Origin of the sequence: Streptomyces sp. V3I7 (assembly GCF_030817495.1) — a bacterium.
In the GTDB taxonomy this organism is placed as follows: domain Bacteria; phylum Actinomycetota; class Actinomycetes; order Streptomycetales; family Streptomycetaceae; genus Streptomyces.
This window is the reverse complement of the sequence record NZ_JAUSZK010000001.1, coordinates 5,911,829-5,925,426: the sequence shown is the minus strand read 5'-3', so window position 1 is coordinate 5,925,426 and position 13,598 is coordinate 5,911,829. Positions and strand designations below refer to the sequence as shown.

Annotated in this window: 15 protein-coding genes and 1 tRNA gene; 11 read left to right on the top strand and 5 right to left on the bottom strand. The window is 71.9% G+C overall.

From position 1 onward, the window contains the following. Positions 1-186: 186 nt before the first annotated feature. The 5 genes from QFZ74_RS27425 to QFZ74_RS27405 all read left to right on the top strand — a co-directional run bounded on the left by QFZ74_RS27425 (position 187) and on the right by QFZ74_RS27405 (position 4,845). Entirely contained in the window at positions 187-1,155 is a 969-nt protein-coding gene (locus tag QFZ74_RS27425) for a substrate-binding domain-containing protein (RefSeq protein ID WP_307623509.1), read from the top strand. A gap of 2 nt (positions 1,156-1,157) precedes the next feature. Further along, positions 1,158-2,177 (top strand): ABC transporter permease, encoded by a 1,020-nt coding sequence (locus QFZ74_RS27420; protein WP_307623508.1) that lies wholly within the window; start codon positions 1,158-1,160, stop codon positions 2,175-2,177. Between the two features lie 62 nt (positions 2,178-2,239). After that, a complete protein-coding gene (locus tag QFZ74_RS27415) occupies positions 2,240-3,070 on the top strand; it encodes an ATP-binding cassette domain-containing protein (RefSeq protein ID WP_307624297.1) in 831 nt (276 codons plus the stop codon). After that, positions 3,067-3,765 (top strand): nucleoside/nucleotide kinase family protein, encoded by a 699-nt coding sequence (locus QFZ74_RS27410; RefSeq protein ID WP_307623507.1) that lies wholly within the window; start codon positions 3,067-3,069, stop codon positions 3,763-3,765. Before QFZ74_RS27415 ends, QFZ74_RS27410 begins: the two co-directional genes overlap by 4 nt. Positions 3,766-3,807: 42 nt before the next feature. Beyond that, positions 3,808-4,845: a LacI family DNA-binding transcriptional regulator gene (locus tag QFZ74_RS27405; protein ID WP_307623506.1), complete on the top strand. Its 1,038-nt coding sequence runs from the start codon at positions 3,808-3,810 to the stop codon at positions 4,843-4,845. Positions 4,846-4,941: 96 nt separating this feature from the next. On the opposite strand, the gene QFZ74_RS27400 is transcribed toward QFZ74_RS27405, so the two are convergent. Continuing rightward, on the bottom strand, positions 4,942-5,316 hold the full coding sequence (locus tag QFZ74_RS27400; protein ID WP_307623505.1) for a VOC family protein: 375 nt from the start codon (positions 5,314-5,316) through the stop codon (positions 4,942-4,944). A gap of 193 nt (positions 5,317-5,509) precedes the next feature. Further along, a tRNA-Pro gene (locus QFZ74_RS27395) sits at positions 5,510-5,583 on the bottom strand. A 127-nt stretch (positions 5,584-5,710) separates the two neighbouring features. On the opposite strand from QFZ74_RS27395, the gene QFZ74_RS27390 reads away from it, so the two are divergent. Both QFZ74_RS27390 and cobF read left to right on the top strand, forming a co-directional pair. Then, positions 5,711-6,238 (top strand): DUF309 domain-containing protein, encoded by a 528-nt coding sequence (locus tag QFZ74_RS27390; protein ID WP_307623504.1) that lies wholly within the window; start codon positions 5,711-5,713, stop codon positions 6,236-6,238. 279 nt (positions 6,239-6,517) lie between these two features. Then, on the top strand, positions 6,518-7,291 hold the full coding sequence (gene cobF / locus QFZ74_RS27385; RefSeq protein ID WP_307623503.1) for a precorrin-6A synthase (deacetylating): 774 nt from the start codon (positions 6,518-6,520) through the stop codon (positions 7,289-7,291). Here the strand turns inward: cobF and QFZ74_RS27380 are convergent. Next, positions 7,248-8,045, bottom strand: a complete 798-nt coding sequence (locus QFZ74_RS27380; protein ID WP_307623502.1) for a cobalt-precorrin-6A reductase — start codon at positions 8,043-8,045, stop codon at positions 7,248-7,250. The two genes, cobF and QFZ74_RS27380, sit on opposite strands and share 44 nt — an antisense overlap. 85 nt (positions 8,046-8,130) lie before the next feature. Here QFZ74_RS27380 and QFZ74_RS27375 point away from each other — a divergent pair, with 85 nt between their 5' ends. Further along, positions 8,131-8,916 (top strand): HAD-IIA family hydrolase, encoded by a 786-nt coding sequence (locus tag QFZ74_RS27375; protein ID WP_307623501.1) that lies wholly within the window; start codon positions 8,131-8,133, stop codon positions 8,914-8,916. Here QFZ74_RS27375 and QFZ74_RS27370 read toward each other — a convergent pair. Both QFZ74_RS27370 and QFZ74_RS27365 read right to left on the bottom strand, forming a co-directional pair. Further along, complete coding sequence (locus tag QFZ74_RS27370; RefSeq protein ID WP_307623500.1) at positions 8,913-9,689, bottom strand: sulfite exporter TauE/SafE family protein; 777 nt, start codon at positions 9,687-9,689, stop codon at positions 8,913-8,915. The genes QFZ74_RS27375 and QFZ74_RS27370 overlap by 4 nt on opposite strands. A gap of 78 nt (positions 9,690-9,767) precedes the next feature. Beyond that, complete coding sequence (locus QFZ74_RS27365; RefSeq protein WP_307623499.1) at positions 9,768-10,955, bottom strand: thiolase family protein; 1,188 nt, start codon at positions 10,953-10,955, stop codon at positions 9,768-9,770. A 147-nt stretch (positions 10,956-11,102) separates the two neighbouring features. Here QFZ74_RS27365 and QFZ74_RS27360 point away from each other — a divergent pair, with 147 nt between their 5' ends. From QFZ74_RS27360 to QFZ74_RS27350, 3 genes are read left to right on the top strand one after another with little or no spacing between them, the layout of a single operon-like run. Next, on the top strand, positions 11,103-11,933 hold the full coding sequence (locus QFZ74_RS27360) for an alpha/beta hydrolase (protein ID WP_307623498.1): 831 nt from the start codon (positions 11,103-11,105) through the stop codon (positions 11,931-11,933). Then, positions 11,930-12,742, top strand: coding sequence for an SAM-dependent methyltransferase (locus tag QFZ74_RS27355; RefSeq protein WP_307623497.1), 813 nt, complete (start codon positions 11,930-11,932; stop codon positions 12,740-12,742). Before QFZ74_RS27360 ends, QFZ74_RS27355 begins: the two co-directional genes overlap by 4 nt. A 47-nt stretch (positions 12,743-12,789) precedes the next feature. Continuing rightward, positions 12,790-13,587 (top strand): SAM-dependent methyltransferase, encoded by a 798-nt coding sequence (locus QFZ74_RS27350; RefSeq protein WP_307623496.1) that lies wholly within the window; start codon positions 12,790-12,792, stop codon positions 13,585-13,587. The last annotated feature ends 11 nt before the right edge of the window (positions 13,588-13,598 follow it).

The window sequence follows — 13,598 nt, the reverse complement described above, 5'->3', positions numbered from 1 at the left end:
CCGATCACGGCCTCCGCCATCTCAGCTCGTCCGCAAAGCTTTGCGCAATGGCTATGCCAACGGGGCTTGGCCCGCTAGCTTGTTGGCACCCGAGCAGGTCGAGGACGACCTGTGCCGAGGAAGAGCCGAGGAAAGGGGCAGATCGTGGGCCGTCTGCGTTTCCCTGCCAGAGCATCCGTCGTCACCGTGACAGGGCTGACCCTGCTGGTGACGGGGTGCACGTCGACCAAGAGCGGCGGGTCGGGGGGTGGTTCGCAGTCCGGGGGCAAGGTCACCGTCGGACTGGTCACCAAGACCAACAGCAACCCCTACTTCGTCAAGCTGCGCGACTCGGCGAAGGCCGAGGCGGACAAGCGCGGCGCCAAACTCATCCCGCTCGCGGGCAAGTTCGACGGCGACAACCAGGGGCAGGTCGACGCGATCAACAACCTGGTCGCACAGAACGTCGCCGGCATCCTGATCACCCCGAGCAACTCCAGCGGCGTCCTCGGGGCCATCAAGGCCGCGCGGGCCAAGGGCATCGTCGTGATCGCCCTGGACACCGCGACCGAACCGGCGGACGCCGTGGACGCGACGATCGCCACCGACAACACGGCGGCGGGTGTCTCGCAGGGCAAGTACGTCAAGGCGGCCCTGGGCAAGCGGAAGCCCGCGCTCGTCATGCTGGACGGCACCCCCGGCTCGACCGTCAACACCCAGCGCCACTCGGGCTTTTTGAAGGGCTTCGGGCTCAAGGACGGGTCGCCCGGGATCAAGGGCACGGCGGTCACCAACGGCGACCAGACCAAGGCCCAGACGGCGATGGAGAACCTCTACCAGCGCGACCGGGACGTGAACTCCGTCTACACGCTCAACGAGCCCGCCGCGGCCGGTGCCTCGGAGGCGCTGGGCGGCAAGAAGAGCGTCGTCATCGGTTCGATCGACGGCTCCTGCGCGGGCGTACGCAACGTGCGCAGCGGGAAGTTCGCGGCGACCGTCATGCAGTTCCCGAAGAAGATGGCGCAGTTGGGCGTCGACGCGGTCATCGACTACGCCAAGGACAAGAAGAAGCCGTCCGGGTTCATCGACACCGGATCGCAGCTCATCACCGACAAGCCGCAGCCGGGGCTGGAGTCCAAGGACACCGCCTGGGGCCTGAAGAACTGCTGGGGCTGATCGTGACCGCGACGCAGACGCCCCCCGCGCCGGCGCCGGAGACGACCGCCGCCGGGTCCCCGCTGAAGTCCGCCGCCGTGCGGGCCCTCGGGAACTCGGCGGCGGGCCCGCTGGCCGCACTGGCCATCGCCATCGCCGTGTTCGCGCTGAGCACCGACACGTTCTTCACCATCGACAACGGGTCGCTGATCGTCCAGCAGTTCCTGGTCGTCGGCACCCTCGCGCTGGGCCAGACGCTCATCATCCTGACGGCCGGCATCGACCTGGCCAACGCGGCCATCATGGTGCTGGGCACCCTGGTCATCGCGCGTCTGGGGCAGCACACGCTGCCCGCGGGCGTCGCGCTGGTCGTCGGCATCCTGCTGTGCACCGCGATCGGCGGGCTGGCCGGCGCCTTCGTGACCCGGCTGCGGCTGCCTCCGTTCATCGTGACGCTCGGCGTCCTGAGCGTACTGACCGCCGTCAGCCAGCTGTTCGCTGGCGGCGAGAGCTTCTCCGTGCCGCCGGGCCTGCTGACCTTCCTGGGCGAACGCTCGTATCTGTTCGGCCGGATCGAGGTCACGTACGGCATGGGCGTGATGCTCGTCCTGGGCCTCGGGCTGTGGTTCCTGCTCACCCAGACCTCCTGGGGTCGCAGCGTCTACGCCGTCGGCGACGACGAGGAGGCCGCCCGGCTGACCGGCATCAACACCCGGCGCACGCTGCTGAGCGTGTACGTGCTGGCGGGGTTCGTCTACGCCATCGGCGCCTGGCAGGCGCTCGGCCGCATCCCCAACGCCGACCCGAACGCCTTCCAGACCGGCAACCTGGACAGCATCACGGCCGTGGTGATCGGCGGCACGAGCCTGTTCGGCGGGCGCGGCGGCATCCCCGGCACGGTGCTGGGCGCGCTGGTCGTCACGGTGCTGTCCAACGGCCTGACGCAGGCCGGTATCGACAGCCTCTACCAGCAGGTCGCCACCGGCATTCTGGTCATCACCGCCGTCGCCGTCGACCGCGTCGTCCGCAGGAGGGCCGCATGAACGAGCCGCAACTCTCCGCGCCGGCCGCCACGGCGGATGCCGATGCCTCCTCCGAGGTGGTGATGCGCGCGAGAGGACTCGTGAAGCGGTACGGCAATGTCGTGGCCATCCGCGAGTCCGACTTCGAGATCCGCGCCGGTGAGGTCCTCGCCGTCGTCGGCGACAACGGCGCGGGCAAGTCCAGCCTGATCAAGGCCCTCACCGGAGCGCTGATCCCGGACGCGGGGACCATCGAACTGAACGGCCGCACCGTCCACTTCCACGGTCCGCGCGACGCACGGGCCGCGGGCATCGAGACGGTGTACCAGACGCTCGCGGTGGCCCCGCAGATGGACATCGCCACCAACCTGTTCCTCGGGCGTCCGCTGCGGCGCGAGGGGTTCCTCGGCTCGAAGCTGCGCATGCTCGACCACAAGAAGATGCGCACCCTCGCCGCCGAACAGCTCGACCGGCTCGGCATCGCGACCATCCAGGACATCACCCAGCTCGTCGGCACCCTGTCCGGCGGCCAGCGCCAGGCGGTGGCGGTGGCGCGTGCCGCGATGTTCGGCACGCGACTGATCATCCTGGACGAGCCGACCGCGGCGCTCGGCGTACGGGAGTCGCGGCAGGTGCTGAACCTGATCGGCCGCATCCGCGACCGGGGCGTTCCCGTCGTCCTCATCAGCCATGACATGCCGCAGGTCTTCGAGATCGCCGACCGGATCCATGTGCACCGCCTCGGCCGGCGCACGGCCGTGGTCGAGCCCGGGGCGTGCACGATGACCGACGTGGTGGGCCTGATGACCGGCGCGCTCCAGATGGGGTCCGACGGCAGCCTCCTGGAGAGCAGTACGCAGCCCATGCCCACCGAGGGGGCCTCGCCCCGTCACCTCCCGGAGACCGCCGAATGACGGTGACGGGCGGCAACGGCCGTACAGCGACGGGTGATTCGTACGACCCGCCCCTGTACGGGAGTCCGCCCCTGAGCGCCCTCGTCGAGCGCGCGCTGCGTCTGGCGTCCGGCACCCGGCGAGCGCTGCTCGGCATCGCCGGGGAGCCGGGCTCCGGCAAGTCCACGCTCGCCGAACAGCTGTGGGCGGGTATGGAACGCGAGCGGCCCTCTCTCGCCGTCGCGGTCTCCATGGACGGATTCCACCTGGCGCAGAAGGTCATCGACGCCCGGGGGCAGGCGGCCACGAAGGGCACCATCGACACCTTCGACGCCGGCGGCTTCCTCGCACTGCTTCGCCGCACGCGCGCGGAGACCAACTCCTCCGTGTGGTGGCCGGAGTTCACCCGCGACCTGGAGGAGCCCGTCGCCGGCTCGATCGAGGTCGCCGCGCACCACCGGCTGGTCATCGTCGACGGCAACTTCCTCCTGTCGACGCGCAGTCCATGGCACGAGGTGAAGGACGAGCTGGACGAGACCTGGTTCCTGGACGCCGATCCGCGGGCCCGGCGCGACCGGCTCACCCGCCGCTACGTCCGGTACGGCTTCACCGCCGAGGCCGCCCGGACGAAGGCGTACGGCGTCGACGAGGACACCAGCGCGCTCATCCGCGGCACCGCCTCACGAGCCGATCTCGTGCTCAGCGAGGTCGGATAGGCTCCGGACATGCCAGGCAGAGCACCCCGACAGAGACCGACCATGACGGATGTGGCACTCCGGGCGGGCGTGTCCGTGTCCACGGTCTCCCATGTGCTCAACAAGACGCGTCCCGTGGCGACTTCGACGGTACGCCGGGTCCTCGACGCGGTCGCCGAGACGGGCTACGTCCCCGATCCGGTCGCGCGCGCCCTGGAGAACACCGGGTACGGGACCATCGGCCTGGCCATGTCCGCCCTGTCCAACCCGTACTTCAGCAACGTCGTGCACGGCATCGACCGGCACGCCTCGGCGGCGGGGTACTCGCTGGTGCTGGCGGACACCCATGACGAGCGCGACCAGGAGATCAAGGCCGTCGGCGAACTGCTGCGCCGCCGGGTCAGCGCGGTGCTCCTCGCCCCGGCGGGCGACGGGGCCCAGTCCCTGAGCTACGCGAGCAAGGTCGACGTCCCCGTGATCGTCATCGACCGCTTCATACCGGCCGCCGTCGACCAGGTGGCCGTCGACAACATCGAGCCGACCGCCGCCCTGGTCGACCATCTGGCCTCCCTCGGCCACACCCGCATCGCCATGATCACGGGCCGCGCCGGTCTCAGCACCACGGACGAACGCCGGGACGGCTACCTCCTGGGCCTGCGCCGCAACGGCATCGACGCCGACCCGCGCTACGCGTCCGAGGGTGACTCCACCGAGCTGGGCGCAAAGGCGGCGGTCGGCCGCCTGCTGTCCCTGCCGGACCGGCCGACGGCCCTGGTCGTCGGCAACAACCGCATGACCATCGGCGCCCTGCGCGCCCTGCGCGACGCCGGTCTCGCCGTCCCTGAGGACATGGCCCTGGTCTGCTTCGACGACTTCGAGTGGGCCGACCTCTTCCACCCCCGCCTCACCGCGATGGCCCAACCGGCCCTGTCCATTGGCGAACAGGCCGTGTCGATGGCCCTGTCCCGCATCACGACCCCGTCCCTGCCACCCCGCCGCCTGACCATCAACCCGGCCTTCATGCACCGCGAGTCGTGCGGCTGCGGCCGCTCGGCCGCGCCGCCGACGATGGTGGCGGGTTTCCCGGCACCAGAGCGTTGAGGACCAGGCCGAGCGCGCCGATCCGGTCCGGACGGCGCATCCGAGGCCGCGCCCCGCGCCTCATGGCTGCGGTGGGCCGGTGGGCCCGCGGTGGACTCAGTGGAGGCAGAGGCAGAACGGATGGCCGGCCGGGTCCGTGTAGACCCGCCAGTTGGCCTCCGGGCGGATCTGGTCCGTCCGCTCCAGCACGGTCGCGCCGAGGGCGAGCGCCCGCTTCTCCTCGCCGTCGAGGTCGTCCACGTCGAAGTCGAGATGGAGTTGCTGCGGGCGCTCCTGGCCGGGCCATGCGGGCGGTCGGTAGCCGTCCACCCGCTGGCAGGCCAGCGGCGTCCCCTCGAAGCCGTGCACCTCGATCCAGTCGGAGTCCTCCGGATCCGCGACCACCCGGCCACCGAGCAGCTCCGCGTAGAACTCCGCGAGCCGTACCGGATCGGCACAGTCCAGCGCGACCGCCTGCAGCTTTCGAATCACTTCCGACACCCCTCGCTCTCGGCCGCCTCCACGGCGCTTCGTACGGGAGGGGTCGTACCCGCCGCGGCGGCGGTCATGCACGGCGCTACGCCGCCCGCTCGGTCCTCGAAACGGACCTCGAACGACAACCGCCCCATGAAATAAGGGGCCCCAAGGAAGGGCCCCTCATCCACGGAAAACTCCGACATCACTGTCGGGACGACAGGATTTGAACCTGCGACCCCTTGACCCCCAGTCAAGTGCGCTACCAAGCTGCGCCACGTCCCGATGCGCTCACTCGCGGTGACCCGCGTGATCGTGCGAACAGAACTTTACCGCACGTCCCGGGTTGCACCGAATGGCCCCCGTACCGGCCTCCGCGCACGGCATCGGGAGGCGCGGGACAATCGGTCGTATGGGCAGCACAGGGGCTTCGTCAGGGCGGGCGGCTCAGCCGCGGGACCGGGACAGCGAGGGGCGGGCGCGCAACGCGCGGCCCCGGGACGGGCTGGGGCGCCCACTGCCGTACGGCACCGACGGGGTGGAGCGGCAGCCCGAGGGCGTCGTACGGACCCCGGAGGAGACGGTCGCGGCGGCGCAGGCGCTGCTGGACGAGGGGAAGCCGTTCCACGCCCACGAGGTCTTCGAGGACGCCTGGAAGTCCGGGCCGGAGGGCGAACGCACCCTGTGGCGCGGGCTCGCCCAGCTCGCCGTCGGTCTCACCCACGCGGCCCGCGGCAACACCGGGGGCGGCGCACGGCTGCTGCGGCGCGGTGCGGAGGCGGTTCAGGAGTGGGCCGTGGAAAGCGACGATGAGCGGCCGTACGGGATCGATCTGCCCGGGCTCGTCGCCTGGGCCGGGGAGCTCGCGGGCGGGGTGGAGCGCCATGCCGAAGCCGTCGACGCCGCGGATCAGGCGCCCCGGCTGCGCGGGGCCGCCTAGGGCCTGTCGTTTGGATCATCCCGGCGTCGCGGGGCCTGGCACGCACATCTGCCGCGTTGTCGTCGGTTGCCAACTCCCCCACGCTCGGCTCCGCTCGCGCGGGGGGGGGACCCCATCGCGTCGACGCCCTCCTCCGCCTTGCAGCTGCACGCACCAGACCCCGCTCGGGTCGGTCGAGAAGTACCGCACCTCACAGCCAGCCTGATCCAAACGACAGACCCTAGCCGCGCGCAGGGAGGCGGTGGACTCGCTGTCAGTGGCATGGGGCAGACTCGGGGCGTGCGAAAGATTCATGTCATCGGCATCGGCGCGGGCGACCCCGACCAGCTGACCCTCCAGGCGGTCAGGGCGCTGCGGAGCACGGACGTGTTCTTCCTGCTCGACAAGGGCGAGGCGAAGAGCGACCTGACGGGGCTGCGCCGAGGCATGCTGGACGCGCATGTGCCCGAGGGCTCGTACCGGCTGGTGGAGGCGCGCGATCCGGAGCGGGACCGCTCGGCCGGCGGCGCGGCGTACTCCCCGGCCGTCGGGGACTGGCGCAGCGCCCGCGCCGGCATCTACGAGCGTCTGATCGCCGAGGAGCTCGGCGAGGACGAGAGCGGCGCGTTCCTGGTGTGGGGCGACCCGGCGCTGTACGACAGCACGCTCGGCATCCTTCAGGAGGTGCTCGGTCGCGGCGCGGTGTCCTTCGAGTACGACGTCGTTCCGGGCATCAGCAGCGTCTCGGCGCTCGTCGCGCGGCACCGTACGGGGCTGAACCGGGTGGCCCGGCCCGTGCAGATCACCACCGGCCGGCGCCTGGCCGAGGGTTTCCCCGAGGGGGTGGACGACGTGGTGGTGATGCTCGACGCCCAGCAGACCTTCCGGCAGTACGCCGAGGAGGACATCGACATCTACTGGGGCGCGTACATAGGCACCCCGGACGAGATCCTCGCCTCCGGCCCGATCGCTCAGGCCGCTCCCCGTATCGAGCGGCTGCGCGCGGAGGCCCGCGAGCGCAAGGGCTGGATCATGGACACCTATCTGCTGCGGCGGAGTCCGAAGGACGGCTGACCGGCATCCCCGGAAGGCCGGCCCCGAGCCGCTCCAGAGCACCGGCCACGTCGGCCACTGCCGTCACCCCGTCCGGCAGCGGCGGCCGTCGTACGACGACCACGGGCAGGCCGAGCCGGCGTGCCGCCGTGAGTTTCGCGGCCGTCGCCTCTCCCCCGCTGTCCTTGGTCACGATCACGTCGATGCGGTGCTCACGCAGCAGCGCCGACTCGTCGGCCACGGTGAACGGGCCGCGCGCCAGGATCACTTGGGCGTCCGGCGGCATCGGTGGCTCGGGGGGCTCCACGGACCGTACGACGAAGTGCAGCTCCCTCAGGTGGGCGAAGGCGGCGAGGCCCAGGCGCCCGGTGCTGAGGAACACCCGCCGGCCCAGGCCCGGCAGCGCCCGCGCGGCCGCGTCCAGGGACGGGACCGGATGCCAGTGGTCGCCCGGGCCGGCGTGCCAGCCGGGGCGGCGCAGCACGACCAGGGGCAGGCCGGTCTCCGCCGCCGCCCTGACCGCGCCCGCGGTGATGCCGGCGGCGAAGGGGTGCGTGGCGTCGACGACGGCGTGCACCTGCCGCTCGCGCAGCCAGCAGGCCAGCCCCTCGGCGCCGCCGAACCCGCCGATCCGTACCTCTCCGTCGACGGCTCCCGGCCGTGTCACCCGCCCCGCCAGCGAGGTGGTGACCCGGACTCCGGGACGCGCGGCCAGTTCGGCGGCGAGGCGGCGGGCCTCGGTGGTGCCGCCGAGGACGAGGACGTGGGGGGACATGGGGTGAGCGTACGGGGTCGGTTCTCCGGCGCGGTTCCGGTGTCGTACGTCCCGTTCCGCGCGCCGGTTGCCTATCGTCCCCGGCATGGAATCCGTGCGGGGCGTGCTGATCGACATCGACGGGGTGCTGACGGTCTCCTGGGAGCCGCTGCCCGGGGCCGTGGAAGCGCTGCGGGAGATCCGGTCGGCCGGTCTCGGGGTCGCGCTGGTGACCAACACGACGTCCCGGACGCGGGCGTCGATCGCCGACACCCTGTCGGGGGCCGGTTTCCCGGTGTCCGCCGAGGACGTGCTCACCGCGCCCGCGGCCACCGCCTCCTACCTCGCCGAGCACTGTCCGGGCGCCCGCTGCTCCCTGCTCAACGCCGGGGACATCGCAGCGGACCTGGACGCCCTGACCCTGGTCCCCGACGACGCCGACCCCGATGTGGTCATCATCGGTGGCGCCGGTCCCGAGTTCGGCTACGAGGCGCTCGACCGGGCCTTCGGGAACCTCCAGCGGGGTGCGCGGCTGGTGGCCATGCACCGCAGCCTGTACTGGCGTACGGACGCCGGGCTGCAACTGGACACGGGTGCGTTCCTGCTCGGCCTGGAGCGGGCGGCGCACGTCGAGGCGGAGGTCACCGGAAAGCCGTCACCGGCGTTCTTCGCGGCGGCGCTGGCCCGGCTGGGCGTCGGTCCCGGCCAGGCGCTGATGGTCGGTGACGACGTCGAGTCGGACGTCCTCGCCGCCCAACGCGCCGGGATCACGGGGGTGTTGGTCAGGACGGGCAAGTATCTCCCCGAGACGGTGGAGCGGGCGAGCGGCAGTCCCGACCATGTGATCGACTCGATCGCGGAGCTGCCCGCCCTGCTCGGCCGGCAGGGCTAGCGCAGTAGCAGCTGGAGCCCGCCGACGATCGTCGCCGCGATCACGAGCTGCTCGAACAGCCGCTGGTTGATGTGCTTCACGGCCCACTTGCCGAGGAACGCGCCGGGCACGACGAACACCGCGAGCGCGGCGTCGAGGATCAGCGAGCGGCCGTCGATCAGGCCGAGGGCCACGCTGAAGGGCAGCTTGCCGACGTTGACGATCAGGAAGAAGAACGCCGCCGTCCCCAGGAAGCCCAGCTTCCGGAAGCCCGCCGAGAGCAGGTACATCGACATCACCGGGCCGCCCGCGTTGGCGACCATGGTGGTGAAGCCGCCGAGGACGCCGTACGAGGGGGCTTTCAGCCTGCCGACCCCGGTGGTCTCCGGCTCCGGCTCCTCCGCCGTGCCGGTCTCGGTGCGGCGCCGCCGCCACAGCGTGACGCCGGCCATCAGCAGCAGGATCGCGCCGATCGAGATCCGTACGGTCCCGTCGGCCCACATCAGATACAGCGTGCCGCCCACCACGCCGACCACCACCGCCGGGAACAGCCGCAAGAGCGTCGGCCAGTGGGCGTGCCGGCGGTAGCTGGCCACGGCGAGCAGGTCGCCGACGATCAGTACCGGGAGCAGGACGCCGGTGGAGGCGCGAGCGGGCAGGACGGCCGCGAAGACGGCGAGGCTGACCGTGTTGGCCCCGCTGACGGCGGTTTTGGAGAAGCCGACGAGGAGCGCGGCGAGGGCGAGCGCCGCGAACTCCCAGCCGGTGATGTGCCAGAGCGTCATCGTGTTCATGAGGGAACAGATGCTATGGCCACGCATCTTCGCTGATCGCGGGGGGCCTCGCTCGCCGGTCCGGCGCCCCCGAGAGGCTCAGCTCCGCTCGACCAGGAGGGCGCTCCCCTGCCCCACCCCGACGCACATGGTCGCCAGTCCCCGGCCCGTCCCGGTGCGCCGCATGCGGTGCAGCAGGGTGGTGAGGATGCGGGCGCCGGAGCAGCCGAGCGGATGGCCCAACGCGATCGCTCCGCCGGTGGGGTTGACCAGTTCCGGGTCGATGCCGAGCTGGTCGACGCAGGCCAACGCCTGTGCCGCGAACGCCTCGTTGAACTCGGCCTCCTCGACGTCCCCGATGGCCCACCCGGCCCTGTTGAGCACCTTCCGGGTGGCGGGCACCGGCCCGATGCCCATCACGTCGGGGTGGACTCCGGCGGAGGCCCCGGCGACGTACCGGCCGAGTGACTCCAACCCCAGTTCCTCCAGGGCCTCTTCGCTGACCAGCAGCAGCCCGGCCGCGCCGTCGTTCATCGGCGAGGCGTTGCCCGCGGTGACCGTGCCGTCGTGGCGGAAGACCGGCTTGAGGCGGGCCAGCTTCTCGTACGAGGTGTCCTCGCGCACGCACTCGTCGCTCTCGACGACGATGCCGTCCGGGCGTTCTACGAGGACGAGTTCGTCGTCGAAGTGGCCGTTCTTGCGTGCGGCGGCGGCCAGTTGGTGGCTGCGCAGGGCGAACTCGTCCTGGCGCTCGCGCGGGACGCCGTACCGCTCGGCGACCTCCTCGGCCGTCTCGCCCATGGACAGCAGGCCGTGGAGCTCCTTCATCGCCGGGTTGACCAGGCGCCAGCCGAGGCGGGTGTCGACGGTCTCGACGTGGTGCGGGAGGGCCTCGTCGGGGCGGGCCAGGACGAAGGGGGCGCGGCTCATCGACTCCGAGCCGCCCGCGAGCACGACGTCGGCCTCTCCCGCGGCGATGGTGCGGGCGGCGGTCGTGACCGCCTCCAGGCCTGAGGCGCACAGCCGGTTGACGGTGGCGCCGGGCACGGACTCGGGCAGTCCGGCGAGCAGCGCGGCCATGCGGGCGACGTTGCGGTTGTCCTCGCCGGCCTGGTTGGCGGCGCCCCAGTAGACGTCGTCGATGCGCTCGGGGTCGAGCGCGGGTACGTCGGCCACCAGCCGGCGGATCACGGTCGCGGCCAGGTCGTCGGGACGTACGCCGGACAGGGCGCCGCGCAGCTTGCCGATCGGGGTGCGGCGGGCGGCCGCGAAGTGGACGGGACGCAACGGAGGACTCCTGACCGACGACGCTTCACCGGGGACACATCGGGACTCGACGCAACTTAATTAGCACTGCTAGTTTTGGACTATAGACCTCCGACCGCTCCCCTGGGAAGATCCCCCGGTACCTTCGCCGAGGCAACTGGAGGAGACATGGCGCCCGTCCGTGAACACGTCCTCACCGGGACGCGGGGCAAGATCACCGCCCACGAGTGGCCGCATCCCGAACCCCGCTACATCGCCCTCCTCGTGCACGGGTACGGCGAACACGCGGGCCGGTACGAGGAGGCCGCCGACGTCCTGCACCGCCACGGCGCCGCGGTGTTCGCACCCGATCACATCGGCCACGGGACGTCCTCCGGCGAACGCGTGCTGATCGAGGACTTCGAGGACGTCGTCACCGACGTACACGCCGTCGCCGACCTGGCCCGCGCCGCGCACCCGGGCCTGCCCGTCGTCCTGATCGGCCACTCCATGGGCGGCCTGATCGCGGCCCGCTACGCCCAGCGCTACGGCGACGAGCTGACCGCCCTGGTCCTGTCCGGTCCGGTGATCGGCACCTGGGACCTGGTGGTCGGCCTGCTCGCCCACGACGAGATCCCGGACACCCCCATCAGCCTGGCTTCGCTCTCCCGCGACCCGGCCGTGGGCGCCGACTACGCCGCCGACCCGCTGGTCTGGCACGGCCCGATGAAGCGCCCGACGGTGGAGGCGTTCGCCCGCACCCTGGACACCGTCGCCGGCGGCGGCGACATCGGCGCGCTCCCGCTGCTGTGGCTGCACGGTGACGACGACCGGCTGGTCCCGCTGCCCGGCAGCCGGCCCGGCGTGGAGCGGTTGAGCGGTGGCCGGCTGACCGAGCGGATCTACCCCGGGGCGCGGCACGAGGTGTTCAACGAGACGAACCGGGCCGACGTCTTCGCCGACCTGACCCGCTTCCTGGACGAGGTCCTGCCCGCCGCCGAGCAGGGCAGCGCCGGATGACCGCGAGCGAGCCCGCCCTCCGGCAGATCGACACGACCAGGCCGCACGCCGCGCGGGTCTACGACTGGTTCCTCGGCGGCAAGGACAACTACCCGGTCGACGCCCGCCTCGGCGAGCAGCTCATGGCGATCGAGCCGGGGGCGCCCCGGGCCGCGCGCGCCAACCGCTGGTTCATGCAGCGCGCCACCCGGCTTCTCGCCGGGGAGGCGGGGATCCGCCAGTTCCTCGACATCGGCAGCGGCATCCCCACCGAGCCCAACCTCCACCAGATCGCCCAGGCCGCGGCCCCACAGGCACGGGTGGTCTACGTCGACCACGACCCGATCGTCCTCGCCCAGGCCGACTCCCTGCTCCACGGCACCGAGGAAGGCGTCACGGAGTACCTCCAGGCCGACGCCCGGGAACCGGAGCGGATCCTCGAACTGGCCGCCCGCACCCTGGACTTCGGCCGCCCCGTCGCCCTGTCGCTGATCGCGCTGCTGCACTTCGTCGCCGACGCGGACGGCGCCTACGAGCTGGTGGACACCCTGGTCGACGCGCTGGCGCCGGGCAGTTGTCTGGTGCTGTCCGCGATGACCGCCGACCTCGAACCGGAGAACGTACGCCGGGGCATCGAGGCGTACGCGGCAGGAGGCGTGACCCTGGTGGCGCGTCCGCACGCCGAAGTGAGCCGTTTCTTCAAGGGACTCGACCTGTTCCCGCCGGGCGTCGTGTCCGTGGCGGACTGGCGCCCCGAACTGGCCGAGGACGAGTGGGATCTGGGCCCCGGACCGATCTCGGTGTACGGCGGCGTCGGGATCAAGCGGTGAGCGAGCGGAGCCAAGCGGTGAGCGGACGGAGCAAGGAGAGTACGTCCGTGGACGCGTCCGCGCACCCTTCCGTCGACACGTCCGTGGCGCACAACGCGCGCGTCTGGAACTACTGGACCGGCGGCACGGACCACTACGAGGCCGACCGGCACGTGGGCGAGCACGTCGCCGGGATGTTCCCGGTGATCCGGGAGGTGGCGCGCGCGGACCGCGCGTTCCTGGGCCGGGCGGTCCGCTACCTCGCCGCCGAGCGCGGCGTACGGCAGTTCCTGGACCTCGACACCGGGCTGCCGGCCGGCGACAACACCCACGGGATCGCCCAGCGGGTCGCGCCCGCGTCGCGGATCGTGTACGTCGACCACGACCCGGTGGTGCTCGCGCACGCCCGCACCCTGCTCGCCGGCGGCCCCGAGGGCGCCACCGACTATGTCGAGGCGGACGTGCGCGACCCGGACGCGATCGTCCGACGCGCGGCCGACACCCTCGACCTCTCGCGGCCGGTCGCCGTGATGATGCTGGGCATCCTCAACTTCGTGCTCGACGCCGACGAGGCCCGGGACATCGTGCGCCGGTTCATGGCGGCGGTCCCTTCGGGCAGCTTCCTCGTGCTCACCCACCCGACCTTCGACGCCGACCTGGGCGGCGAGGGCAACGTCGAGGCGATGAGGTTCTGGAACGAGAACGCCACCCCGCCCATCACGGCCCGCGGCCGCGCCGAGGTCGCCGCCTTCTTCGAGGGACTCGACCTGCTCGAACCGGGCCTGGTGCCGTGCTCCCGGTGGCGCGCGGAGACCGACTCCCCCGTGGCGGTACCGCAGTTCGGCGCGGTGGCCGTGAAACGCTGAGCCCGAGCACG